The sequence below is a fragment of the Microcoleus sp. Pol14D4 genome (assembly GCF_036701245.1).
In the GTDB taxonomy this organism is placed as follows: Bacteria; Cyanobacteriota; Cyanobacteriia; order Cyanobacteriales; family Microcoleaceae; genus Microcoleus.
Genome location: NZ_JAUBQM010000060.1, coordinates 14736 through 41356, shown reverse-complemented (window position 1 = coordinate 41356; position 26621 = coordinate 14736). Strand labels below are relative to the sequence as shown.

Sequence of the window (26621 nt, the reverse complement as noted above, 5' to 3'; positions counted from 1 at the left end):
TAATATTTTTTTGGAAATATGTGTTATTTTTGACGCTCAGAGGACAACTTCATCATACCATAGTTCAGCAACGCCACTCTGCTCAATAGGTGCGATTTCTGCCACATATCTCTTTTGGGTAAAAGCACCAGAACTTTTCTTGGCATGGGTTGGTTGAATTTTAAAACCCTCATATATTTTAGTATTTCTTGAGGAGCTATCGCAGCCGCTGTTTTTTCGTAGCTGATAGTCATATCATTTATGTATTTTTTTGCGACGAAACAATTGTTGAGTGGATTTTAAGGTAGCCTGTTTCTAAGGTTAGAGTGTGTGAGATTGTCGATTTTTATTGAGTAATTAAAGAATCAGAATGCACTCTATGCGTCACTTAAAATCAGATGTTATTACCTGCGAAAAATCATCATCAAATATACTTTATTAAGCACAAACTATCTCAAATAAGATGCTCTTGACATGACACGGGTAAAGTGATTTATCTCGATCCTCAAACCAAAACTCAACGTCCTGCAATCACTTGAAATAGCCAGCCAAAAAGCATCACACTCAAGAATATCACGCCTCCTACAATTAACATCAAACCCAACAGCAACACCGCCACAAATAGCCAATCGGCTTTTTTGCCTTGTTCCGGGGAACCTAAATGAGCGTCCAGCAATTCTATATTTTTGACATTAGCTTTCCAAGCAACATCCAACAAGTCTCCGGCCACTGGTACCGTGCCGGCAACTGTATCAAACACGATGTTAGCAGCCATTTGTACTAAAGTCTCTTGAGGCACTCCCATTTGAGCGGACTTAAAGACAACATAACCTGCAAAGATTGAACTGATTAAATCGCCGCCGCCCGGTATCAGTCCCAATATCGGATCGAGTCCGATGCGGTATTTTGTGCCGGGAATCGGAATTGCATTGTCTAGTAAATTGCTGATCCGGCGGAGTCGGCGCAAGGATGCTACCTGAGATGGGCTGGGAGTATTTGGGGAGGAATTCTGTATAGGAGAACGTGACATTTAATTGCTCTCGATTGCTATATTACTGCTAGTTTATGATATTTATTGAACCATATTCAAGTTTTTTCACTCTGCCTCAAGCAGATTTTTACTGATTTGGGCCGATCGCCTTTTGTTTGTTTTTGAACGCACAGAAACCCGGTTTCTGTTCAAAACCGGGTTTCTTGCTTCTAGCTGGGGGCTTTTAATTTAGCCTTTTATTTGTTGCCTTCTGTGAAGTCGGCGTCAATCACGTCGTCGCCGCCGCCAGTGGGGCCGCCGTCTCCGTAGCCGCCGGGGCCGCCAGGGCCATCAGTTGGGCCGCCTGCTTGCTGGTACAGGTTGCTGCTGACAGCGTAGAATGCTTGCTGCAACTCTGTTGTTAGGGTTTTGATGCGATCGTCATCTTCACTCTCGATCGCGGCTCGCAAGTCTTTAAGCAACCCTTCAATCTTAGTTTTGTCATCAGCGGGAACTTTATCGCCCAATTCTGCCAACTGCTTCTCGATTTGATAGGCTTGAGAATCAGCTTGGTTTTTGCGATCGATCCTTTCGCGACGTTCCTTGTCAGCAGAAGCATTCGATTCGGCTTCCCTCACCATGCGCTCGACTTCATTGCTGGGCAAAGTAGAAGCACCAGTAATGCTAATCGATTGCTCCTTGCCAGTACCTTTATCCTTAGCAGCTACATTCAAAATACCGTTAGCATCGATATCGAAAGTAACTTCAATTTGAGGTACGCCACGGGGGGCTGGTGGAACTCCATCTAAGCGGAAGGTTCCCAAATCCTTGTTATCGTTCGCCATTTCCCGTTCGCCTTGCAAAACGTGAATTTCCACGTTTGTTTGGCCGTCTACAGCAGTCGAGAAAGTTTCCGACTTCTTGGTAGGAATAGTAGTGTTGCGGGGAATGATTTTGGTCATCACGCCGCCCAAGGTTTCGACACCGAGAGACAGCGGAGTAACGTCGAGCAACAGGATGTCTTTGACTTCGCCGGAGAGTACGCCGGCTTGAATTGCTGCACCGACTGCAACCACTTCGTCCGGGTTTACGGTTTGGTTGGGGTCTTTGCCGAGGAGCTTTTTGACCAGTTCTTGCACAGCAGGAATCCGCGTAGAACCACCAACTAAGACGACTTCATTAATTGCAGATTTGTCTAATTTGGCGTCGCGGATCGCATTTTCTACGGGAATGCGAGAGCGATCGATCAAATCCGAGCACAGTTCTTCAAACTTGCCCCGCGTCAAAGTCGTGTCCAAGTGTTTTGGCCCGTCTTGAGTCGCGGTAATAAACGGCAGGTTGATTTCTGCTTGGGTAACGCTCGAAAGCTCAATCTTGGCTTTTTCTGCTGCTTCCGTCAGGCGTTGCAGTGCTTGTTTGTCTTTGCGGAGGTCAATGCCTTCGGCTCTTTGGAATTCGTTAGCGATGTAATCGACGATTTTTTTATCGAAGTCGTCACCGCCGAGGTGAGTGTCTCCAGAAGTTGCTAGCACTTCAAATACGCCGTCGCCTACTTCGAGAATAGATACGTCGAAAGTACCGCCACCTAAGTCAAATACGAGGATGGTTTCGTTGCTCTTTTTATCTAACCCGTAAGCTAAAGCTGCTGCTGTAGGTTCGTTAATAATCCGCAGCACTTCAATCCCGGCAATTTTACCAGCGTCTTTCGTAGCTTGGCGCTGGGAGTCGTTGAAGTAAGCGGGAACAGTAATTACCGCTTGGGTGACAGTTTCGCCGAGGTATTTGCTGGCGTCTTCTACGAGTTTGCGGAGAACTTGTGCAGAAATTTCTTCTGGGGCAAATTGCTTGCCGCGGGCAGGACAGTCCAGTTTGAGGCTGTTGCCGACTTTGAGGACTTTGTAGGAAACTTCAGTGGTTTCATGGGCTACTTCATCAACCCGACGCCCGATAAACCGTTTTACTGAGTAAAAGGTGTTTTCGGCGTTCATCACGGCTTGACGCTTGGCGATTTGGCCGACAAGTTGATCGCCATTTTTAGCATATGCTACTACAGAAGGTGTGGTGCGACCCCCTTCGGCGTTGGCTATGACGGTGGGTTTGCCGCCTTCCATAACTGCGACGCAGGAGTTTGTCGTACCTAAGTCAATTCCAACTACTTTTCCCATAGGGGTGTTCCGGCTCCAATCTCTACAAAATTTTGGTGTTTTATCTGTGCGATAGTCTGGTTATTCAGGACTGCGATTTTACCTCGCGGTTTACGGGTAGTGAGTCCTGCTTTAATACAGTCTTCGATAGGGTGCTGATCTCTATACTGCGGGCGGTAGACCTTGCGATGAAGGGGTATTTACCGAACCTGTTGGGGGACGGTTGCATCCGTGAGGCTTGCACCGCTACAGTTGTTGACTGCTTTTCTTTACTCTTCCCAATGTACGGTGTGCGATCGATTCGGGTATTGTGGCAAACCGTATACGTTGTGTTGTATTTGCCGTCTTTGTTGTATAAATTTTGTTTGGTTGGTATGGGCGATCGGTCGATCGGCTTCAAAATAAAAGTAAAATTTATCAGTTAGAGTCATGAGTTAGAGACCTACCAATTTGCTGCTTGTTTAATTGTACTCATCAGAATAAACAGTGAAAAAGGAGTATCTTGGTACTCCAAGAAACCGCACTTTTTGTAAAATTCTTTAGCTGGTTCGTCAATAGCATCTACCCTGACGGCATAAATTCCCATATTTTGGGATAAATTCAGTGCATTCTCGAAGGCATGACGTAGTAACCGCTTTCCCAAGCCTCTACCTTGCATTGAGTAATCGACTGCCAGCTTCCCAAGCAGCATAGCAGGAGGGGGATAGTTGGGGAGATTTTCTCGCAGGTTAGCTGGTAGCTGGGTGCGATCGAGTAAATTAGCGCTGCAAGCATAATAGCCTGCTATTGTGTAGTTATCTTCACCTGCTAAAGCTACAAAAGTTCTAGCACTACCGAGGCGATCTTTCTGCTTTGCATATCGTTTGAGATAAGCATCTAATTCTGTATTTCCCGAATTAAATGGGTCTTTTCTAAGACTGCTCGTACTTCGGTTTATATCTTCTAGACGGCTAATTGTCCAATTCACCCGCTTTATTGTTTTGTTTAATAATCTGCAAATAATGCGAGCAATCCTTCAGACGGTGCTGGCGGGTTTTCCATGACTGACAGTAAAAAGGCTCGATCGCGATCGGACAGTGCTGGAGGTGTATTATTGTAAGCTGCTGGGCCGTTGATCGCAGCATCTGCTTCGGCAATGAATTCGTCGAGGACAAATAGGTAAGCCCACCAAGAGAGTCTGGTTTCGGTACTGGTTTAGGTTTTGACGAGCGATAGCATTTTGCTATTCCTCCCGCTACTAAGTTTGCTTTCCTGCTATGATTGTAACTAAAAAAGCGACAGGTCAAAACCTGCCGCTAGCTGTATAAAGTCCGCCAAAACCGACTATTTGATTGCTATTTTTTACCGATCAGCAGAGCTGCCGGAAAGTAACTCAGAGCGTCACCAATTGCCAACGTACCGTTACTTTCTACCGCCTGATTTGTAATTGCATCTTTCCAAACCGACGGCATTTGCTCGGATAATTTCAAATTAGTATCTTTCCAGACTTGTTTGCCGATCGGCATTTCTTCTGGTTTGACAATTCCCGTCAAAAACCGGGGAGCAATGACAATAACCGTAGTCTCTCCAAAGCTTCTGGCAAAGGCAACAACATTATCTTTAAATGTGCCAACTGCTTGCAGGGGCAGATAGTCGCCTGATTGAAAAACTTGCAAGTATTTTTTTCTCGCTTCTAGCGCTCTTGCCGTCAAAAACAACTTGATTCTCGCGTCTTCTCGCGTCGCAATCAAATCTTCAACCAGTTGCAAAATATCCGTCTGAGCTTGCTCTTTAATTTCCCGCAAAACCTCGATTCTGCGATCAAAATCAACGGGACGGCGGTTATCCGGATCGACGTGGCTTAAATCCCAGAATTCCGTCCCTTGATAAATGTCGGGAACGCCCGGAGCAGTTATTTTCAGGAGTGTTTGAGATAAAGAATTGAAAATTCCGTAATTAGCTACTTTTTTGCAGAAAGGTATAAATTTGTTGAGAAACTGATTTTGTTCCGAAGGTTCGAGAACGCTATCGACAAAGGTCATAAAACCAGCTTCGTAGTCGTTATCCGGTCTCAGCCAAGCCGTATAAACTTTTGCTTCGCGGACAGCTTTAATCACATAATCTTTCAGGCGAGCGACATAATCAGTGTTTTCAATTCCCTCAAAGGGAAAACTGCCGAGCAGAGTTTGGTACAGGAAGTATTCGTCATTAGTATCTGGAACCATTCGATTCACAAAGTTGACTTTCTTAGAAGAGTTTACCTCCCTCCAAGACCTGACTTGCTGTTCCCATTCATCGGGAATTTCTGACAAAACGTTTATTCTGGCTCGCACATCTTCGCCGCGTTTGGTATCGTGGGTAGCTGTGGCATTCATTTTGTGCGGCCAAGCGGCTTGCTGTTGTTTGTTGAACTCGTGAAAATCTCCCATGGACACGCCAAACTGACTGGGATTTCCTCCCACTTCGTTTAGGGATAAAAGCCGATAGTAGACGTATAAAAGCGTGTCTTCAACGCCTTTTGCCATTAATGGGCCTGTCAACTGCTGGAGTTTCATTACGAAGTGCCTGCGCTGCTCTTTTTGTTCTGGTGTTAGAGTTTCTTCTTCTTCGAGCAACAGCACCGTTTCGATAAAGTTAAGTTCCTTGAGGAGTCGCGGTACTTGTTCTTTGGCATGGGCGATCGCATATTTTACGTAAGTGCGATCGGACTCTCTCAAACCATCTTGATTGATGTAAGTTCGGTAGACTGGAAAAATCGTCAAAACTGCCGCCAATGCTTTTTCCAAACCTGGACGAGTAAAGTCGTTTCCCTGTCTCGATTGACCTGATATATTCTTCAACAGTTGAGCTAGATTGTCTACATCTCCAGCCAAGTTTTTCTCAACAATCAGTCCTTTTTTATCTAAAAATAACTGTTCGTAGGGAACAGTCAAGCGAGTAAATCTCTGATAGATTTCGCTAAATTGCTGCTCGCGATCGCACCGACAAAAAACGCCGTTTACGTAATTCAAAAAGTCGTAGCCGCTAGTTCCCTCAATCGGCCAATATGACGGCAAATCTTCTTCGTGTTCCAGAATCTTTTCAACAGTAATATAAGTGTCTCCGATTTTCTCCCGGAGCCGTTTCAAATATTCTGTGGGGTCGTAAAGTCCATCGATGTGGTCTATTCTCAATCCAGTAAACTTTCCCTCATCAACCATGTCGAATATCAGAGCATGGTTTTTGTGAAAAACTTTAATCTCTTCAACTTTTACCGAAATAAGTTCGTTGACTGTAAAAAACCTTCGGTAGTTAATTTCTTCTGCCCCTACTTTCCAGAAAGCCAGACGGTAAAACTGCTCGGAAAGCAAATCGTCTAGCAAATTAAAGCTTTCGGCATTCCCCTTTTCTCCGTTAAAAACTTTGATATTTTCATCTATAAATTCCTGTACAAGGGGATTTTGATTGTAGAGTTCCCAGAGCAGTCCTTTGACAAAAGCTATCTGATCGTATCGGGTTTTACCTTTAGTTTCTGAAGGTGTATTTTTTATCAAATAAAGAATTCCCAAAAACTTGATAAAATCTGGATGGCGTCTGCCTAATTCCCTGGCTAAATGCCCCAAATTATGACTGATAAATTTAGCATAAGATTCAATTCTTACTGGCAATTGTAAGCTATAATAATTGATGGTCAGCCCAATTTCGCTGTATTTGAGTTGAATCTCGCCATTTTCCAGACACTCTCCATAAAAATTGCCCAGCAGCGGAGCCAGCACTCGACCTCTGAGATGTTCGTAAGCGTGATTCCATTCAATATCAAAGTAATCGAAATAGTCGGAATCCGGCCCGTGTTCCAATACGTCTAACAGCAGCAAGTTTTGAGTGTCGTAAGCCATGTGGTTCGGGACAATATCTTGCAGCCATCCCATGTTCCGTTTCTTGATTTCGTATGTGAGGGCTTCAAAATTTTCTGATGTTCCCAATTCGGGATTGAGCTGATTTGAGTCAACGACATCGTATCCGTGAGAGCTGCCTTTTCGGGCTTTAAATATTGGTGAAGCGTAAACGTCGGTAATTCCTAAATCTTCCAGATAGCTAAGGATTTGTTTGGCGGCTTCAAAGTTAAAACCTCCATGAAATTGAATCCGATAAGTTGTTGTGGGAATTCTCATCATGTTAATTTTACTCCTGCTTGTTTAGGGTTTTCTTTTTTAATATATGAGGCAGAGCCTCCTCGACTGCATTCCCCGGCAGATGCGGGGAATGAGAGAGGCTCTGCCTCCCGTTTCTTGTGGGACTATATTCTGCGGCAGAGGCTGAGAACGAGACAGGTTCTGCCTCCTGTTTCTTGTTCCTAGGCTGTGCCGGGTAACGCCTGTATTTGAGGCTCTGCCTCTGGGTTTAATTACTGTAATTCATAGAGTGCGAAACTCTGCGGTTTAACGGTCAATTTTTGCTCTGAAGTTATCTTTTCAGGCAAGCTAGAACCTGAACCCATCCATTTTTCATCAGCAGAGTCTAAAATTTTGTGACCGTTGCCTTGGGGAAGTGCAGCCGTAAAAGCTACCTCTTGCCTGCTGAAGTTTAGAATGCAGAATATCTGGCTGTCATCTGTCCAGCGACGTAGAAATAAGATTTTTTCTGCTTCAATGCTCGACACTTCTAGACTGTTTTTGTCGAGTTTTTTAAGGGCTGGTATTGTCTGCCGCAGTTGAATCAGATGTTGATGCCATTCCCAAAGGATTTTGTGTTTGCCTTCGGTTTGTTTTTCCCAGTTTAACTTACACTTCTCGAAAGTCTCAGGACTCTGGGGGTCGTTAAACTCGCCTCGGCCTTCAAAGATTTTAAATTCTTGTTGTTTGTCTTTGCGGACAGCTTCAATTAAGTTTTCGTCCGAGTGGGAAATGAAGTAAAAAAACGGTGCTTCTTCTCCATATTCTTCTCCCATAAAAAAGAAGGGAATGTAGGGAGAAATTAAGACTGTGCCTGCTGCAAGTTTCAATCCTTCAAAGTCAACTATTTTGGATAGTCGGTCTCCCAAAATGCGGTTGCCAATTTGGTCGTGGGTTTGGGCAAATACCAGAAATTTATGACCCGGTTCATCCTTAACAGAATTGCCGTGTTTCCGCTTTCTGTGGGGGGCGTACTGGCCGGAGTAAACAAAGCTTTCTTTGAAGGCTTTTTCTAAGTGTTCGCACTTGCCGAAATCTTGGTAGTATCGGTCGTTTTCTCCGGTGAGCAAGGCGTGCAGTGCGTGGTGGAAATCATCGCACCATTGGGCGTCTAATCCGAAGCCCCCCTGTTCTTTAGGACGTACAGTGCGGACATCATTTAAATCACTTTCTGCGATTAAATAAATCTTCCGTCCTAGTTCTTGGGAAATCTCGGCTGTGGCATCGGATAGTTCTTGTAAAAAAGGTCTTGCACCTACTTCAAATATTGCTTGAATTGCATCTAATCTCAGGGCATCGATGTGATAGTCACGAAACCAGTAGAGGGCGTTTTCAATAAAGTAGTTACGCACGCCGTCGCTGTAGGCATCGTCGAAGTTGAGGGGATCTCCCCAAATCGAGCCGTATTTTGAGGTAAAGTAGGGGCCGAAGTCCCTGAGATAATTTCCTTCGGGGCCGAGGTGGTTGTAAACTACATCGAGAATTACTGAAATACCGTGCTCGTGGCAGGCGTTGACGAGTGTTTTGAAGCCTTCGGGGCCGCCGTAGGAGTTTTGAACCGCGTAGGGATATACGCCGTCATATCCCCAGTTGCGCTCGCCTGGGAATTGGGCTACTGGCATTATTTCGATGGCGTTGATTCCCAATGCTTTAAGTTGTTTTAGCTGGGGAATTATTGCTTCAAATGTTCCGGCTTGGGTGAATGTGCCGACGTGCAGTTCGTAAATAATCATTTCGGCTAGCGGCACGCCTTGCCAATTTGTGTCAGTCCAAGTAAAGATATTTTCATCTATTACTTGCGACGGAGCGTGTACGCCTTGGGGTTGATATTTAGAGGCTGGGTCTGGTCGGTCGGTTTTTCCTTCGATTTGGTAGGTGTAAAGGGTTCCTGGTTCGATGTCTGTAGCTGTGGTTTGCCAATAACCTTCTGCCGATTGTTGCAGGGGTATCAGGCGTTTGTTTGGGGAAACTATTTGGACTGCGATTTGTTTGAGGGTGGGCGCCCAAACCGTAAATTCACATTGGTTATTGCCGAGGTAATTTGCTCCTATCTTCACTTTGAGCTGTTCTCCTTATAAAATAGGTTGGTAGTTCGATCGCCCGACGCGCTATCAAATGCTTGCCCTTAACGTTCAGCGCCTGTTTAGACGGTAATATTACTTAATATCACAAACAACTAACTTTAGACAGAGGAATCAAAGGCTAAAATTGTGTACTGGGCAAAATTAGCGGTTGGTTATGTCTAAATTAGAGCAGGAATCGGGACGGGGGCGATCGCCAAATTAACGGCCTAGAAGCGTTAATATTTCTGGTTGATATCATGTCGAAAATCTACCTAAAGGTAGGTCAAAAATCAGCGCGAGTGTGGATTTTATGGTTATGGCTTTTGGACGGGAAATCTGCTGCAATCTCGACTCGGCGGAGTCTCGGGAGTGGTTGGTCACAAACGGGATCGGCGGTTACGCTAGCGGGACGATCGCAAATCTCCTCACCCGCCGCTATCACGGGTTGCTGGTAGCAGCCCTCAAACCCCCCCTGGGACGCACTTTGATGCTGGCCAAGCTGGACGAGACGGCTGTGTATCACGATCGCGCCTATCCGCTTTATACAAACCGCTGGGCCGACGCGACGATGGAACCCCACGGCTACAAATACATCGAAAGCTTTCACCTAGAAGGCACGACGCCTGTTTGGAAGTTTGCTCTCGCCGACGCTATCCTGGAAAAGCGGATTTGGATGCAGCAAGGTGCTAACACAACATATATTCAATACCGCTTGCACCGCGCCTCACAACCGATCGCCCTCGCTGTCAAAGCCCTAGTCAACTACCGCGACTACCACCACACGACGAGCGCCGGCGACTGGCAGATGAGTCTAGAACCCTTGGAAAGCGGGGTTTGCGTGACTGCATTTCCCAAGGCTGCACCCCTGTACCTGCTGACAGATGCCACACCCGAAGCCAAATTTCGAGTCTCTGCGCCCTTATACAATTGGCATTACGGATTGGATCTAGCAGCCGAAAAGCGCCGCGGATTGGATTGCTGCGAGGATCACTTGCACGCGGCGACTTTTCACATGACGATCGCACCGGGAAGTTCTCTCACATTGATAGCCAGCACCGAGAAAAATACCGAACTCAACGGCGGTACAGCTTTAGAATCGCGTCGCACTTATGACCAAGAACTGCTGCAAAACTGGTCAAAAGTGAGCGAGTCTCCCGACTGGATCGATCGCTTAGTGCTCGCCGCCGACCAATTTATCGTCAGCCGCCCGCTAGCGGAGGAACCCGAAGGCAAAACGATCATCGCCGGATATCCCTGGTTCAGCGACTGGGGGCGCGACACGACGATCGCCCTACCCGGTCTCACAATCTGTACCGGACGATGGGAAATTGCGCGATCGATTTTGCGGACATTTGCGCGGTATGTCGATCGGGGGATGCTGCCGAACCGCTTCCCGGATGCGGGCGGCGAACCGGAATACAACACCGCAGACGCCACCCTGTGGTACTTTGAGGCAATTCGCGCTTATATCGATGCCACGGGGGACGACAAACTTTTGAGCGAACTCTGGCCTACTTTATGTGAGATTGTTGATTGGCACATACAGGGGACTCGGTATAACATCCGCGTCGATCCCGATGACGGTTTAGTCTACGCGGGCGAAACCGGGGTGCAACTGACTTGGATGGATGCGAAAATCGGCGATTGGGTGGTGACGCCTCGGATTGGTAAGCCGATCGAACTCAGCGCGCTTTGGTACAATGCTATACAGGCTATGGCAAGTTTTGCTCGAAAATTGGGCAAGCCTCACAATGAATACCAGCAATTGGGCGATCGAACAGCCGCCGGATTCCCTCGCTTCTGGAACGCCTCAACCGGTTACTGTTACGACGTTCTAGACGGCCCCGACGGACACGATAGCTCCCTGCGGCCCAACCAAATATTCGCCGTATCCTTGCCCCTAGACTCGATTCCTCCTCACTCCGCCAACTCATTGTCAGCGGGGATGCGCCAAGAAACCCGCTATACACCGTTACTGACGCCCATCCAGCAGCGCGGCGTGGTGGACGGCTGCGCCCAACAGCTTCTAACTTCTCACGGCCTCCGCAGCCTCTCGCCGCAGCACCCGCAGTATCGCGGCGCATACGGAGGCAACCAATTGCAGCGCGACAGCGCCTACCACCAGGGTACAGCTTGGGGCTGGCTGATTGGCCCGTTTGTCTTGGCGCACTTGCACGTATACAAAGACCCAGGACAAGCTCGCGAATTCCTCGAACCGATGGCACATCATATAAAAGCCGGCGGAGTTGGCAGTCTGGGCGAAATTTTTGAGGGCGACGCCCCCCACTCGCCGCGGGGCTGCACGGCTCAAGCTTGGACTGTGGCTGAGGTGCTGCGGGCTTGGTTGGCAATTAATACTGTGGGTGTTTAAATGGGGAATGTTATCTTTGGTGGAAAAAAAGATTTATGGCATTATTATTAGCGGGCGATATTGGCGGAACTAAGACAATTTTGCGCTTGGTGGAAAGGACTGTTAACGGTGAAATGAACGCTCTTTACGAGTTTCGGTATCCGAGCGGGGAGTTTCCCGATTTAGTACCGATGGTGCGGCAGTTTTTGACGGAAGCTGCTATTAAGTTAAATTTTGCACCACAACCTGAAAAAGCTTGTTTTGCGATCGCCGGGCCGGTAGTCAACAACAGTGCAAAACTGACTAATTTGCCTTGGGTGCTGGAAGCAAAGCGTCTCGAACAAGAATTAGGAATATCCCGCGTCAGTTTAATTAATGATTTTGTTGCGGTTGGCTACGGCGTTTGGGGTTTGGACGAGCGAGATTTGCACATTTTGCAAGTAGGAAAACCCCGCCAACACGATCCAATTGCTGTGATTGGTGCGGGTACTGGTTTGGGAAATTGTTTTGCAATTCCAGAAGCAAATGGCATCAGAGTTTTTTCTTCGGAAGGGGGACACGGTGACTTTGCCCCTCGCTCGGAGTTGGAGTTTCAATTGCTGAAATATTTGTTAGCAAAACACGACATTCAAAGAATATCGATCGAGCGTGTAGTTTCGGGACAAGGGATTGTTTCAATTTACCAGTTTTTGCGGGACAGAAAGTTTGCTCCTGAATCGCCGGAGGTAGGGGAAGTTATCAAAAAATGGGAGTCAGAAATCGGTAAAAGCGAGAAGAGTGTCGATCCGGGGGCGACAATTGCACAGGCGGCACTCAAAAAGTGCGATCGGCTTTCCGAACAAACAATGCAAATGTTTGTAGAAGCCTACGGTGCAGTGGCCGGAAATCTGGCTGTGACACTGTTACCTTACGGCGGTTTGTACGTAGCCGGCGGCATTGCTGCTAAGATTTTGCCGCTGATTCTAGAAGGCGGTTTTATGCGGGCTTTTACGCACAAAGGCCGGATGGATTCGCTGTTAGAAATGATGCCTGTTCGTCTTGTTTTGAATGATAATGTAGGGTTAATTGGAGCGGCGGTTTGTGCAGCAGGTCTTTAGTTGATAATTGTATGGTGCGTCAGCTTTAAGCTTATAAATTTTTGAATAAATAATGCTCTGCTGACGCATCCTACTTAGCTATAATTATGTCATCTTCAAAATCTTCTCAGCAGCACCTTCAGATACAGGCATTACCGATAACCGATTACCTTTCCTCACCACCCAAATCTCATCAGCGCTAAACTTTTGTTTCAGTTCATCCAAAGATATTAATTTAGCAAACTCCTCAACAAACTCCACTTTCACAGTTTGCCAGCGAGGAGCATTTAACTGCGATTTAGGATCGTAATATTCGCTATTTATATCGAACTGAGTCGGGTCAGCAATCTCAGTCTCAACGACGCGCACCAACCCAACAATTCCCGGAATTTTAGTATTGGAATGGTAAAAAAATACTAAATCTTCCCGACTCATTTCTCGCAGAAAATTGCGAGCTTGATAGTTGCGAACGCCGTCCCAAGTACAAGTGCGATCGCTCTTCAAGTCGGCAATACTGTAAACATCCGGTTCCGACTTCATCAGCCAATAATTCATAAAATATCCTTCCGCTTCTGCAACCATAGAGTCAACATGAAATAAACAAAAATATGCACGCACAAAATACCCCAGTTCAAACCCAAATTTTCCCATGTTGGATCGTAAACCGGAGTAGGCTCAAACGGCTGAGGAAGTATGCTCCCATCCGGCAATGTAGTAGGCGCGGGAACCATGCCATTCACATTAACTAAAGAGCCGTAAGCACCCACAGACCAGCGGCTTAACATCAGCCAAGAAAACTTGCTCGCCGCACCTTCCATCTTAAACAAAACTCCAGAAAAAATAATCTGAGGCAGCAATAAGAGAGGCAAAGCGCTGTTAGCTTGAGAGCTATTTTTAACAATCGCGGAAACGACTAATCCGAGACTTATGCAGCTCATTAAAGTTAGGAATGTGGTAATACTTGCTCCCAGAGACCAGGAAATAAAACTCGGTTCGGGGGATTTAAACGCACTCAGAATAACTCCTACCATTAACAGCGTTTGCAATACTGCCAAACCAGAAAGTATGAAAAACTTTGAACCCAAATAAGCAAACAATCCTAAATTTACCAAACGTTCGCGCAAATAAATAGCAGATTCTTTAACAATTTCTTGGAGAGAAGTTGCCAGCCCCACCCAAATAGCCGCGCAGGTAAATACAAACAAAACTCTGAGTGCTAAAGGTGCTAAAGTTGCCTCCGGTGCGCCAATTAATGGGTCTTTATCTCTGACGGCTAGCCGCAGCAAACTAATGCCGATCGGTGCTGTCAAAAGAGCTAAGCTTAAGTTAACTAAGTCACGGGAAACGAGTTGAAAATAGCGCTGGGCGAGCAAAACTAGTTGTTTTACAAAAGATTGAGATTTTGGTGCAGAAGGTGCAGAAAGTATTTTTGCATTAGCGTTGCCTGTGCTGAAGTGGTTGACAATATAGCGCTGATAGTATGGAGATTTATTAAACTTTTCTGCCCAGCTTTGAACGTTGATTTCTCCTGTTTCTAATTCGTTGTAAATGTCGGCAAAATCGCCCGTTTTGACATCGAAAAAATCGAGCGCTTCCGCAGGCGGGCCGAAGTAACAGAGGCGTCCGCCGCGACCCATAAACACAATCCGATCGCACATCGTGATATTTGCCGTCGCGTGAGTCACCAGAATCACCGTCCGGCCTTGATTTGCCAACTTTCGCAGCAGTTGCATCATCTTCTTATCCAAACCCGGATCGAGTCCTGAAGTCGGTTCGTCTAAAAAGAAAAGTTTCGGGTCTGCTAACAGTTCGACTCCTATGCTGACCCGCTTTCGCTGTCCGCCGCTAAGCTGTTTTACCAAAGCCTTGCGGCGGTGATTCATTTCAATATCTTCTAAAGTTTTTGCGACTACCTGCTTGACATCTGTATCGGGAGGTAAGCGCAATTTAGCTGCATAACTCAAGACTTCTTCTACTGTCAAATCTGCGTGTACAATATCATCTTGAGGCACGTAACCAATTTGATTGCGGTAAATATTGAAGTTTTGCCGCAGGTTGTCACCGTTGAGAAACACAGCGCCGTTAGTAGTTTTTTCGATGCCTAAAAGCGTCCGCATTAAAGTAGATTTGCCAGCGCCGCTACCGCCGACTAAAGCCACAAACTGCCCCGGTTCGATCGCCAAAGTGATGTTATCCAAACGCTTCGGAATCACCAGACTGTCAGCATCCAAACGAATTTGATGGCCGGAGTCTTGCATCTGCAACTCACCGCTGCGGTAAGTTAGAGTAAACGGGCCGATCCGAATTGCATCTCCCTCGGACAACTGTACAGAATTTGTCACTCGCTGACCGTTAACAAAAACCCCGTTAACGCTGTGGTCTCGCAAAATATAATTGCCGCGACTGTCTTGGTCGATTGTGGCGTGGCGTCTAGAAACAAGCGGCGCATCTAATTGCAGCGAAGCGTTTGGATCGCGGCCCAACAAAACCGACCGATTCTTAAGAAGAATTGACTGCTTGCTAGGAACAGCAACCTGATTCGCCAGCGGATTAAAATAACTCAGCAAAACTTGATTTTGAGGATCGAGACCGATTTTAATTTCTGTGCCGTTTTTCAGACAATAACCGTCATTGGGAGTGATGCGAGTGCGATCGACAAATAAGCCATTAGTGCTCGGCCGCTGCCCGTCACCGTCGTAAATCCAGTAATTATCCCCAATTTGGCGCAAAACACCGTGAACCCCGGAAACTGCCCGCCAAGCATCGGGAATGACTAAATCAGCACGAGTGCGATCGCGCCCCAATACGTGCTGCTGCTGTTTTAACTCTAACTGTAAAACCTCCCCTTGATTGCTTAATACTATATAAGGTCGATCGCTTAAAGCAGTCAGTTGTCCTATATTGCCTGTCATACTTCAATCGCGGTTTTTGCACTCACTTTGGTCAGCATATCAAAAGTAGGCCAACAATACACTGATATTAAGCAAGTCTACTTGGCAACAACCGACAAACTGCGAAGCCGATTAATTGCCGCCGCCAATTCAAACCGTCGAAACATGGCAAAATCGCCTTCAGGAAAAGGCGATAAAATATCCATTCCTTGCGCCTCAATATCTGCCATCACGAAATCTATGATTTCCGACAAAGTGCGTTTCCCGTCCATGTATTGCTGCTTAGCATAAACCATTGCTGCTGCGATCGCCCTTAACTGTCCGCTGTCCACAATTTGCTCAACAGCACCCAAATCAATATCCTCAGTTCCGAAAGCCAATTCATCAACATCCCGCACCTTTACCCGCACATCTCGCCGTCCCCGACTCGGATCTAAACTAGCAGGAATCGGCACTCTTTGAGTAATATCACCAAAATTTTCTCTCCCTTCAGCAGCGCGGCGTATCGAGTATTTTTTAGAAATTTCTTTAGCTTTTTCCGTCACATTATATGCGTAAAAGTTATCCATTGAAATCACAGTATCTGCCACATCAAAATAATCGCCACTTCCACCCATGACTAAAATACTCGATACGCCGCAATCTGCATATAATTGTTTAACTTTATCAATAAACGGCGTAATCGGTTCGTTATCCTTAGCGATGAGTTCCTGCATTCGGCGATCGCGAATCATGAAATTCGTCGCCGCCGTATCCTCATCCACCAATAAAACAGGCATTCTCCCCACTTCCAAAGCCTCAATAATATTAGCAGCTTGCGACGTGCTACCGCTCGCATTTTCAGTATAAAATTGTGCAGTATCTCTACCTTGTGGCAAGTGGTTAATAAAAGGCGAAATATCTACTCCCGCAACACTTCTGCCATCTTCAGCCCTAATTTTAACCGCCGCCGGATTAGTCACCACAAATTCCCTGCCATCTCCCGGAATTCGGTTGTAAACTCCCAACTCTATTGCTCTGAGTAAAGTCGATTTCCCGTGATAGCCGCCGCCAACAATCAAAGTAATGCCAGCGGGAATACCCATACCGGAAATCAAACCGAGATTCGGACAATTAAACTCAACTGTTAACGACGGCGGCGACTGAAAAGCCACAGCATTATTTAACAAAGGGCGATCGTCAACACCCGTGCGGCGAGGCAAAATAGAACCGTCAGCCACAAACGCAACTAATCTTTTTTCAGCTAACTGTTCCCGCAGCCAGTCAGCATCTTCTACCGTTTCAACGTGACGGCGACATTCAGCACCATTTAAGTTAGCATACTTCAGAGATTTACTGACAATTTCCGGGATATCTTCGCACAGCATTTCAGCAGCTTGTCGCCCTAAGATACTGCGTCCGCCCGCAGGAAGTCCGACAGCAAATCGCAGTTCAACTCCTCCTAAATCTTCTATATCGGATCTATTTGAGGAAATGATAAATGCGGAAGTTCGCTCTAAAACTTCTTGTCCGAAGCCAGTCACTGCAATCATACCGCTTTTCCCAGTGCCACGTTTGCTGCTGATGCTGTTTGCTGCTGTGTCAAACTGGCGAGTTAGGTAATCTCGCAAGGCTATTTCTCGACTGCGAGAGTTGAAAAGTTCGCGGGAAATTTGAGCAATGTTAGGGGGAACTATGACTCTAAATTTACTGGGAGAAGCAAACGGATCTCCCTGCACGCAATCAATAATTAATGTGAATTCAGAAAATTCGTAACTACCTTGAATGTCTTTGTATGCTTTGTAGCCTCGATTGTCTAGTTGCAGTAAATGCCGTTGTAGGCTTTCTTTGTTAGTCATTTGTTATTGGTTATTAGTTATTTGTTATTGGTTATTAGTTATTTGTTATTTAGCTGCTTTTAGCTGGTTCCTAGGCAGAGCCTAGGAACCGATTTTCAGAGGATCTGCCTCGCTTGCTTGGCGTGGGAAAATTGGAGGCAGATCCTCCGGATATGCGTTACCAGGCTCTGCCTGGTAACGAGTAGTTACAAATTATCTAATTTCCAATAATTTAGCCACGGTATTAACAACAATTTGAGCCGAACCTGCGAAAAAAGGTCGATCGATAGTTGCTAATGTATCGCTAGATTGATGATAGTGCGGCGATCGCAAATTTGCAGTATCCGTCACCAACACAGCACCAATTCCTTTATACCAGAAAGGCGCGTGGTCGCTGCGTAAAACATCGGGAGTCAGCAACCCTTTCAGGGGAACCGGCAGTGCCACCACAGGCGGCAAATCGGCTTTTCCCGACTCCGCAAAACTTTTCAATAGCAGCGGATGTTCCGCATCCCCAATCACAGCGATAAACTCGCCTTTGTCAGGAGATTTTACCCCCGATGCTTCTAGAAAAGGTTGCGCTGTCAATCCTTCGGGATATTGCTGGCATCCGGGCGTGCGGCAGGCATAACCTACCATATCTAGGACGATCGCACCCTGCAAATTTTTTAACCGCGCGTCGCTACCGGTGAATGCTAAACTGCCTAAAAGTCCGAGTTCTTCCCTGTCGAAAAAAGCTACTTGCAATGTCCGAGGCGTGGGACGAGAACCCAGCAATCTTGCTACTTCTAAAACTACTGCAACTCCCGTCGCATTGTCGTCAGCGCCTGGGGAGTTTGGTACAGTATCGTAGTGTGCTGCGACTAAAATTGCACCGGCGTTTGAGTCAGTGCCTTTTCTCTCAGCGAAGACGTTGATTCCGCGATCGAAGCGCTGTAAATCTGCGGAAAATCCTAATGTTTGCAATTGCTGGGAAATGTAGTCTCTAGTAAAGGAGCGAGATCGTTCTCCATCGCGTTCTCCTGCTAAAGTCTCGACGTGTTTCCACAGCCGGGACGGGTCAATTTGCGCCTGAAAAAAAGTATTTTTTTCAGCAGGAAGCGGTAAGGGAGAAGGGTTTTGGGAAGTGTGGATATTGCGATCGATCCCAACTTCGGGTACAGCCGACAACCGCTGCCACGAGTCAGAACGCCAACCCACAGCCACCACCGCAACTAAAATAAATAGCGCTATCCACATCAATTGTTTCATCAGTAAGTCTATGTGAGATTTTAGACAGAGCTTACGCACTCCTTGCTCTCATCAACCGGGTGTTTTAGCAGAAGCGAGGGCTGCAACAAAGTCTTTTTGTCAAACCCGGTTGATGCGTCCAGAACTGTTATATTTTAGATTTTAGGTTGACACCAGATCTACAAATAAACCTGTTTCAAAAAATGAAACTCAAAAATATTAAAATTAGCTGTGCCAGAGGCAGTTTTGTATTTTTGATTTCAACAAACAGGTAAAAGTCTTGGGATGTTGCCGTCGAATCTGTCTTGCTTATTGGAGCGTTCGACGGCGACATTCAAGTCACTAATTTACCTTTAAAATTTACAAGTCAAAACTACTTTTTTTCCCACTCAATCTCCTTATTATCCAAGATTAAGCCACTGCTGCTGGGAAAAGCATAAGGAATAGTTTTTGCAGAAAATTCAACTATTTGAGTTGGTTGTTGAAACCACTCGGAATAACTGGGGTTGAGTTGGTCGTACAGTGCTTTCAAAGCTTGAATTTCTGCCTCTAGCTGCGCTGCTGCTTGATTGATTCTACGAGCTTGTGCTTGCAAGCGTTTTTCCCCGGTTTGAACGTGGTTTTCCACTTCTTGCCAGTGCTGTCCGGCAAGCAATTTTTCTAGTTCACCTTGCTTGTAATTGAGTAAAGCCTGTTTTTGTTGCAGTTGCTTTTCTATATTTTTAGTCTCTCGGTCAATTTCCTGGATTTGCTGTAACCACTGCTCCCCAAAAGCAGCAGTTTGCTTGTGGAACTCGGCAATGGCTTCAGGAGTATTATTTTTGGGAAAACTGACTGCCACTCGGCACTCTGAGCGCTGTACGGCAAGTTTTTCCCGCCCCTCTTGCAGGGTGGCAACTTCTGCTTGCAGCGCGCGGACTTCTTTTTGGAGTTCTGGGATGGTCTGACTCATGGGTTCAATTAGTGGACCTCTGCATCGATTTTAAGCTAATTGTTTATTTTTCTAACAAGTCCCGGTCGCCTCCTTGCGGGAATTATCTAATTTTAGCGCTCCCACCCGGTGTCTAGGCAGAATGGCGGATAATTTGTGGCACAATGGCTGATGACATATTTGAGATTAAGATTAAAATTGTAATTAGTTATAAAGCTAAATTATTATTTTTGTAAAACTTAATTTACAAATCCACATAAATTCCGGGTGGCTGGGTCTTCCTATGGTAGAGAAAGTTCTGCTAAATTTTTTGAAATTTATGATTGCTAAAAAAGTATTTAAAATTAGGAAATAGAGCAAATGAAAATAATTTTTCAATTAATGTTGGGATATTTCGCGGTTGCTATTTTTGGTGTGGAATGTGGCATAAATCCAAAAATGTTACCGACAAGTCTAGGAGATGGGCATGGCACTCTCGTTGTAGAATGGATTTTGATTAGGTCTCAGAAACATAGCTATTTGCGCTCGGCATCTCCCCCCCTTACTTCTGCAAGCGCCCCATTATTTTTGGATAAATTATCCCCAATTGAGCCAGTACAATTACCGACTTACAATTATATACAATCTCAGGAAAGCCAGATAAAAGAACCTAATTTTAGCTTAAAAATAATGGGTAATTATCTGGTTTTTATTTTTTTATTAATCTCATTATTCATTAGGGGTAAAACAGTAAATATATTATCCAAGACTATGAGGTTAATTAAAACGAAGTCTGAAACAGATAAGGACAAGCTACCAAAAGGAGAAAAAGTGTTGTATCCAAAAAAAGAACTGGATATCTGGCATACTATTGCCCAAATGACCCAAGATTTGCAGCAAACTGCCGAATATGCTCTCGATATTTGCGAGGAAATGAACGTCTCTATAATTGCGACCACCCCGGGCGGCCATATCCTGTCGTTAAACCAAGCTACCTGTCAACTTCTGGGATACTCTAAAAAAGAGTTGTTAGGCAAACCAATTGCTGGACTTTTTAAGAAAACTGAATCACCGCCACCCGAGTTAGAGTTAGCAAGTTTAACAGTCGAAGGTTCTGTCCGCAACGTCGAAAAAGTCTACCTTTCTAAACACCGAAAAAAAATAATTGTACAGCTTTCTATTTTAATTATTCGCGACGGTCAAGGCAAGGTCAGCGGCAAGTTATACATAGCACAAGATATTACCGATAGCAAGCGGGCTGAAAGAAATTTGCGGCGCAGTGAAAAAAAGTTTCGCCAACTGATAGAAACTGTTAATGCTGTTGCGTTTATATATCACCGCAGACAGTTCCGCTATGTCAATGCTCAGACAGAAGCTCTGACAGGATATACTCGCGAAGAATTACTAGCATTGGATTTATACGACATAATTCATCGAGATTTTATAGAAATAGTTAAAAACTGGGGTAAATCCAGCCACGCACGCTCAAATGCAGGGTCAAAATATGAATTAATAATAGTCGCGAAAAGCGGAAAAATGCGCTGGATTGAAGCAACTGTAGATATTATAAAATTTGAAAAAAAAGCCTCCATATTAATCACAGCATTTGACATCAGCGATCGCAAATTAGCAGAGTTAGAACTAGAAACATCTCTTTCGTTGCTTCAAGCAACCATTGAATCTACTGCAGACGGTATTTTGGCGGTTGACAGTGGGGGTACAGTGCTCACCTTTAACCGCAAATTTGCCGAAATGTGGCAGTTGCCGGATCTGCTGGTTGATTCGAGAGATAACCACCAAATTGTGGGGTTTGGAATCAACCAGTTAAAATATCCGGAAATATTTCTCAACCGTGCTAAAGAACTGTCAAATAGCCCCACAGAAGAAAGTTACGATCTCATCGAGTTGACAGATGGCAGAATCTTCGAGCGCTACTCGTTGCCCCAGCGCACCGGAGGCAAAATTACTGGTCGAGTATTCAGTTTTCGGGATGTAACGGAACGGGTGCAATCAGAAGAAAAACTCCGCAAAAGCGAAGAACGTTTTCACCTGCTGACGCGGGCGACAAATGACGCCGTATGGGATTTTGATTTGTTAAAAAATGAGTATTGGTTGAGCGAAGAATTTGAAAAAGTTTTTGGATATAAACTCAACGAAACTCAGACGATAGAATTAGAATCTTGGTGGCTAAATATTCATCCCGAAGAACGGGAACGAGTGATGTTAAGCTTCAACAAAACAATGAACTCAGACGCTCAATGTTGGTCGGAAGAATACAGCTTTCACCGTGCAGACGGGGGATATGTTTTTGTGCTCGATCGCGGCTATATCATCCGTAATGAAAGTGGCAAAGCAGTAAGGGCGATCGGTACTATGATGGACATTACTCAGCGCAAGCAAGCTGAAGAAATTATTCGCTATCAAGCTGTTTATGACCAACTCACCGGTTTACCGAACCGGATACTGTTTAACGAGCGGCTGCTGGCCTCATTAAGAGAAGCTAAAAAAACAAAAAAAATGCTAGCTGTGATGTTTTTAGACTTAGACAGGTTCAAAAAGATTAATGATACACTAGGTCACGCTGCGGGCGATCGCCTGTTAGAAGGTTTTGCCGGACGCATCAGCGACACTTTGCGATCGACTGACACGGTTGCCCGCTGGGGAGGCGACGAATTTACCATACTACTTCCCGATATCAGTTGCTTAGAAGATGCAGTTAAAACAGCTCAAAGAATACTCAACAATTTAAAGCCAGCATTTAAACTAGAAGGACAACCGTTTCACGTCAGCAGCAGCATCGGCATGGCTCTTTATCCAGATGATGGTGAAGATGCCGAAACTTTAGTCAAAAATGCCGATGCTGCCTTGTACCACGCTAAAGAAATGGGAAGAAATAACTATCAGTTATATACTTCAACAATTAATCCCCAAGGCAGCCAGTTACTAACTATAGAACACAGGCTGCACGAGGCTTTAGAACAGGGAGAATTTGAGGTTTTCTACCAGCCAAAAGTCAACATCACTACTTGGGAAATTCAGGGCATGGAAGCCCTGCTGCGCTGGCAACATCCACAATTAGGTTTAGTTACTCCCGCTACATTTATTCCGATCGCCGAAGATAACGGATTAATTGTAGCTATTGGGGAATGGGTGCTGCAAACAGCCTGCACTCAAAATAAAGCTTGGCAGGATGCTTTGCAGCCAGATTTGCGGGTAGCAGTCAACGTTTCGGCTCGGCAGTTCCAGCAATTTAATTTATTAGAAATGGTAGCGAATAGCTTGGAAAAAAGCGGTTTAGCACCCAAGTATTTAGAGTTAGAAATTACCGAGACTACAGCCATGCAAGATGTGGATTATACCACAAAAGTTCTCAGGGAGTTGCAGAATATGGGAGTGCAAATTGCGTTGGACGATTTCGGCACGGGTTATTGTTCTCTAAATTATCTCAAAAAGTTTCCCTTGAATATCTTAAAAATAGATAAATCCTTTGTCAGCGGATTGACGACCGATCCCTGCGAACTGGCGATCGCCAAGGCTGTAGCGACGCTGGGGCGAGATTTGAACTTGAGCGTGGTAGCCGAAGGGGTAGAAACTAAAGAGCAGTTGGAGTGTTTGCGCGAACTCCACTGTCAAGAAATTCAGGGTTATTATTTCAGCCCTGCCCTCTCGGTTGGTGAGGCTAGCAAACTTTTGGTAAATTCTATGTTGAGGAAAGTGCAAATTGCTTAATGAGTCATTAGTTATTAGTTATGGTTCTTGACCGCGAATCTTAGTCTCCCGACTTATTTTCCTCCGCTGCACCCCCAACATCATCACTGCTAGAGCGCTGCAGCGAGCCTAAGTTGTCCGGCAATTCGTTAAGATGCTTGCCCAAAAAGTGACACAGCGCTCTTAACTTGAGGGATTTTCAACTCCGAGGCATCAAGTCCTCGTTCCCGCCACCGCAGTTAAAAGCTTAGCTTGGTTAGGGACACGGCACGGCGCCGTGTGCTTAATGATGGTCGATCGCGATCGCCCCCCGCAACTTAAAACTTAAAATAGTGTGCAGAATAACGGACTTGTACCTAAAGACAGACGAAAATATCGCTACTCCAACATAAAAGCTTTGTCTATGCAGCCGATTCGCACATTTAACGTTTCCCCCTCGCTACCGACAATTCTCGAACCCCTACGCAAGCTTGCCTACAACTTGCACTGGGACTGGAATGTTGATACTAAAGACCTCTTCCGCCGCCTCGATCGAGACCTGTGGGACTCCAGCAACCAAAACCCGGTGCTGATGCTCGGAACCATATCTCAAGAGCGACTGCAAGAAATGGCAGAAGACGAAGGCTTCATTGCCCAAATGAACCGAGCAGCCCAGCAGTTAGACGATTATCTCAAAAATCGCGCCTGGTACCGCAAACAGCGCGGCACCGAGCAGCAAGAATGCTACGCTTACTTTTCGATGGAATTCGGCTTAGTTAAAGCCCTACCGATCTATTCGGGCGGTTTGGGCGTACTCGCAGGCGACCACCTCAAATCAGCTAGCGATTTGGGCTTGCCCTTAGTCGGTGTCGGCTTGCTATACCAAGAAGGTTATTTTTCGCAGTATCTCAACGCCGACGGCTGGCAGCAAGAACGCTATCCGCTCAACGATTTCTACAATATGCCGCTGCACCCAGAACGCAATCCCGACGGTTCGGAATTGCGGATTGAGGTGGACTATCCCGGCCGCAAGGTGTATGCCCGGATTTGGCGGGTACAAGTGGGAACGGTTCCTTTGTACCTAATGGATACAAATATTGAACCTAACAGCCGCTACGACCAAGATATTACCGACCAACTGTACGGCGGCGATAAAACTCTGCGGATGCACCAAGAAATCATGCTGGGCATCGGCGGCGTGAAAATGCTCAAGGCATTGGGGCTGACAGTTACGGCTTATCACATGAATGAAGGCCACGCGGCTTTCATGGCTTTGGAACGCATTCGGATGCTGATGGAGGAATATCACCTGAGTTTCGTGGAAGCGGAACAGGTGGTGGTTTCGAGCAGTATGTTTACGACTCACACGCCGGTGCCTGCAGGGTTTGACTTGTTCGAGCCGGATATGGTGATGCACTATCTAGGTCAGTATCCCAAGATGTTTGGCTTGTCGCAAGATGAGTTTTTAGGATTGGGCCGGGAGAATACTGGCGATTTGTCCGCACCTCTGAATATGGCAATTTTGGCAATTAAAATGTCGAGTTTTGTCAACGGGGTGGCGGCTTTGCACGGCGTGGTGTCGCGCCCGATGTTTCAGGGATTGTGGCCGGGTTTGCCGCAGGAAGAAGTACCGATTACTTCGATTACCAACGGGGTGCACGCTCGCAGTTGTGTGGCGAAGTCTACTCAGGAGTTATACGATCGCTACCTGGGCCCGGATTGGGAAATGACTCGCAAGGACGATCGACTCTGGGACAGAATGTCGTCGATTCCTGATGAGGAACTATGGCGCAATCACGAACGCTGTCGATCGGAGTTGGTGGTGTTCGCACGGGAGTGGCTGCAAAAGACTTTGCGCGAGCGCGGTGCGGCCCAAACGGAAATCGAACACGCGCGGGAAGCTCTCAATCCGAAGGTGCTGACGATCGGGTTTGCGCGCCGCTTCGCTACTTACAAGCGGGCGACGCTATTTTTGCGCGATGTCGATCGAATTATGCGGATCATGCGGGATCAAAATCGCCCCGTGCAGTTTGTGATTGCTGGGAAGGCTCACCCGATGGATATTCCGGGTAAGGAATTGATTCGAGATATCGTTCACTTCATCCGCGAGCACGAGACGATGAGCTCGATGGTGTTTTTACCGAACTACGACATTAACGTCGCTCGGATGATGGTGTCTGGCTGCGATGTGTGGCTGAATACGCCGCGCCGCCCGCGTGAGGCTTCGGGTACTTCCGGGATGAAAGCTTCGATGAATGGTTTGCCGAATCTCAGCATTCTTGACGGATGGTGGGATGAGGCTGATTATGTTCGTACCGGTTGGCCGATCGGACATGGGGAATTTTACGAAGATACTAAGTATCAGGATGAGGTCGAGGCTAATGCTTTGTACGACTTGATGGAGAAGGAAGTTGTACCGCTGTTTTACAACCGGGATGCTGATGGCATTCCCCGCGGTTGGACGGAGAAAATGAAGGATTCGATTCGCTTAAACTGTCCTTTCTTCAATACTGCTCGGATGGTGAAAGATTACGCGCGGCGGGCTTATTTCCCGGTGAGCGATCGATTCTTCACGATGACTTCGGATAATTGTGCTCCCGCCAAGGAGTTATCTCACTGGAAGAAGCACGTTCTCGCGAAGTGGAAGGATATTAAGATTGAGGCTGTTGATATTTCCCAGGATAAAGAAGTTAAGGTCAATCAGTCGATCTCTGTTAAATCTCGGATTAATCTGATGGGATTGACGCCTGCAGACGTGCAAGTCGAACTTTATCAAGGTTCGGTTGATGCTAACGGAGATATTGTCGGCGGCGTGCCGGTGGTGATGGAGTATTTGGGAGAAGATGCTAACAATGCTAGCCTTTATACGGCTGACATTACTTATACTTCTAGCGGTTTGCAAGGTTTGTCGTTGCGGGTTTTGCCGAAGCACGATAATCTCAGCAGTCCTTATGAAGCTGGCGTGATTCTCTGGGCACATTAAAGGAAGTTCGGCAACGGATTCTGTAACGGATATAACGGATGGAAGGAAGAGGGAATCAGGAATCAGGAATATTTTACCTATTCTCCCCCTCTCCCACTCTCCCATTCTCCCACTCCCTCTCTCCTTATCTTCCTTGGGGAATGATTATGTAGCCGGCTGTGAAATGATCGCCCAATACCACATTCCGCTCTATTCCCTAATACCACCAGTGAGCGCGCATATAAGCATACAGCAAGGCATCTAGCTGCTCTTCTAAGGCTTTGAGGGTGGCAACATTGGTGGGGATTGCGGGGACGTTTGAACCACCGATAAATGCTAATTCTTATGCGGAATATTTGCGAAATTCAGGCTTGGTTCGAGGATTTATAAATATCTACAATATACTGGCAGA

The 26621-nt window shown here is 46.2% G+C and carries 15 protein-coding genes; 4 read left to right on the top strand and 11 right to left on the bottom strand.

Annotated elements, in window-relative coordinates:
• Nucleotides 1–496 precede the first annotated feature (496 nt).
• The 6 genes from QUA33_RS19920 to treZ all read right to left on the bottom strand — a co-directional run bounded on the left by QUA33_RS19920 (nt 497) and on the right by treZ (nt 9280).
• The gene (locus tag QUA33_RS19920) at nt 497–1009 is read right to left on the bottom strand and encodes a DUF4112 domain-containing protein (protein ID WP_333150517.1); all 513 of its coding nucleotides are present in this window, start codon (nt 1007–1009) and stop codon (nt 497–499) included.
• A 197-nt stretch (nt 1010–1206) separates the two neighbouring features.
• Nucleotides 1207–3114 (bottom strand): molecular chaperone DnaK, encoded by a 1908-nt coding sequence (gene dnaK / locus QUA33_RS19915; protein ID WP_333150515.1) that lies wholly within the window; start codon nt 3112–3114, stop codon nt 1207–1209.
• Nucleotides 3115–3362: 248 nt separating this feature from the next.
• A complete protein-coding gene (locus QUA33_RS19910) occupies nt 3363–3524 on the bottom strand; it encodes a hypothetical protein (RefSeq protein ID WP_333150513.1) in 162 nt (53 codons plus the stop codon).
• A gap of 11 nt (nt 3525–3535) precedes the next feature.
• On the bottom strand, nt 3536–4060 hold the full coding sequence (locus QUA33_RS19905) for a GNAT family N-acetyltransferase (protein ID WP_333150511.1): 525 nt from the start codon (nt 4058–4060) through the stop codon (nt 3536–3538).
• A 367-nt stretch (nt 4061–4427) separates the two neighbouring features.
• Nucleotides 4428–7223: a malto-oligosyltrehalose synthase gene (gene treY, locus QUA33_RS19900; RefSeq protein ID WP_333150523.1), complete on the bottom strand. Its 2796-nt coding sequence runs from the start codon at nt 7221–7223 to the stop codon at nt 4428–4430.
• 233 nt (nt 7224–7456) lie between these two features.
• Nucleotides 7457–9280, bottom strand: a complete 1824-nt coding sequence (gene treZ / locus QUA33_RS19895; RefSeq protein ID WP_333150509.1) for a malto-oligosyltrehalose trehalohydrolase — start codon at nt 9278–9280, stop codon at nt 7457–7459.
• A 316-nt stretch (nt 9281–9596) separates the two neighbouring features.
• Between treZ and QUA33_RS19890 the strand changes: the two genes are divergently transcribed.
• Together QUA33_RS19890 and QUA33_RS19885 are read left to right on the top strand one after the other, a co-directional pair.
• Nucleotides 9597–11657 (top strand): amylo-alpha-1,6-glucosidase, encoded by a 2061-nt coding sequence (locus QUA33_RS19890; RefSeq protein WP_333150507.1) that lies wholly within the window; start codon nt 9597–9599, stop codon nt 11655–11657.
• Between the two features lie 35 nt (nt 11658–11692).
• Entirely contained in the window at nt 11693–12733 is a 1041-nt protein-coding gene (locus tag QUA33_RS19885) for a glucokinase (RefSeq protein WP_333150505.1), read from the top strand.
• Between the two features lie 84 nt (nt 12734–12817).
• Here the strand turns inward: QUA33_RS19885 and QUA33_RS19880 are convergent, their stop codons facing one another.
• The 5 genes from QUA33_RS19880 to QUA33_RS19860 form a co-directional block, all read right to left on the bottom strand.
• Nucleotides 12818–13267, bottom strand: coding sequence for an EVE domain-containing protein (locus QUA33_RS19880; protein WP_333150503.1), 450 nt, complete (start codon nt 13265–13267; stop codon nt 12818–12820).
• Nucleotides 13264–15624, bottom strand: coding sequence for an ATP-binding cassette domain-containing protein (locus tag QUA33_RS19875; RefSeq protein WP_333150502.1), 2361 nt, complete (start codon nt 15622–15624; stop codon nt 13264–13266). Before QUA33_RS19875 ends, QUA33_RS19880 begins: the two co-directional genes overlap by 4 nt.
• 77 nt (nt 15625–15701) lie before the next feature.
• Nucleotides 15702–17441, bottom strand: coding sequence for an ABC-ATPase domain-containing protein (locus QUA33_RS19870; protein ID WP_333150500.1), 1740 nt, complete (start codon nt 17439–17441; stop codon nt 15702–15704).
• A 192-nt stretch (nt 17442–17633) separates the two neighbouring features.
• Nucleotides 17634–18710: a M28 family peptidase gene (locus QUA33_RS19865; protein WP_333150498.1), complete on the bottom strand. Its 1077-nt coding sequence runs from the start codon at nt 18708–18710 to the stop codon at nt 17634–17636.
• A gap of 313 nt (nt 18711–19023) precedes the next feature.
• Nucleotides 19024–19602 (bottom strand): hypothetical protein, encoded by a 579-nt coding sequence (locus QUA33_RS19860; protein WP_333150496.1) that lies wholly within the window; start codon nt 19600–19602, stop codon nt 19024–19026.
• A 789-nt stretch (nt 19603–20391) separates the two neighbouring features.
• Here QUA33_RS19860 and QUA33_RS19855 point away from each other — a divergent pair.
• Together QUA33_RS19855 and glgP are read left to right on the top strand one after the other, a co-directional pair.
• Nucleotides 20392–23289, top strand: a complete 2898-nt coding sequence (locus QUA33_RS19855; RefSeq protein WP_333150493.1) for an EAL domain-containing protein — start codon at nt 20392–20394, stop codon at nt 23287–23289.
• Between the two features lie 382 nt (nt 23290–23671).
• Nucleotides 23672–26230: an alpha-glucan family phosphorylase gene (gene glgP / locus QUA33_RS19850; RefSeq protein WP_333150521.1), complete on the top strand. Its 2559-nt coding sequence runs from the start codon at nt 23672–23674 to the stop codon at nt 26228–26230.
• Nucleotides 26231–26621: the final 391 nt, after the last annotated feature.

What these genes read in the sequence shown, in the direction of transcription:
- QUA33_RS19920 (WP_333150517.1), bottom strand. Translation starts at nt 1,009, where the DNA reads ATGTCACGTTCTCCTATACAGAATTCCTCCCCAAATACTCCCAGCCCA.
- dnaK (WP_333150515.1), bottom strand. Translation starts at nt 3,114, where the DNA reads ATGGGAAAAGTAGTTGGAATTGACTTAGGTACGACAAACTCCTGCGTC.
- QUA33_RS19910 (WP_333150513.1), bottom strand. Translation starts at nt 3,524, where the DNA reads ATGACTCTAACTGATAAATTTTACTTTTATTTTGAAGCCGATCGACCG.
- treY (WP_333150523.1), bottom strand. Translation starts at nt 7,223, where the DNA reads ATGAGAATTCCCACAACAACTTATCGGATTCAATTTCATGGAGGTTTT.
- QUA33_RS19890 (WP_333150507.1), top strand. Translation starts at nt 9,597, where the DNA reads ATGGTTATGGCTTTTGGACGGGAAATCTGCTGCAATCTCGACTCGGCG.
- QUA33_RS19885 (WP_333150505.1), top strand. Translation starts at nt 11,693, where the DNA reads ATGGCATTATTATTAGCGGGCGATATTGGCGGAACTAAGACAATTTTG.
- QUA33_RS19880 (WP_333150503.1), bottom strand. Translation starts at nt 13,267, where the DNA reads ATGAATTATTGGCTGATGAAGTCGGAACCGGATGTTTACAGTATTGCC.
- QUA33_RS19875 (WP_333150502.1), bottom strand. Translation starts at nt 15,624, where the DNA reads ATGACAGGCAATATAGGACAACTGACTGCTTTAAGCGATCGACCTTAT.
- QUA33_RS19870 (WP_333150500.1), bottom strand. Translation starts at nt 17,441, where the DNA reads ATGACTAACAAAGAAAGCCTACAACGGCATTTACTGCAACTAGACAAT.
- QUA33_RS19860 (WP_333150496.1), bottom strand. Translation starts at nt 19,602, where the DNA reads ATGAGTCAGACCATCCCAGAACTCCAAAAAGAAGTCCGCGCGCTGCAA.
- glgP (WP_333150521.1), top strand. Translation starts at nt 23,672, where the DNA reads ATGCAGCCGATTCGCACATTTAACGTTTCCCCCTCGCTACCGACAATT.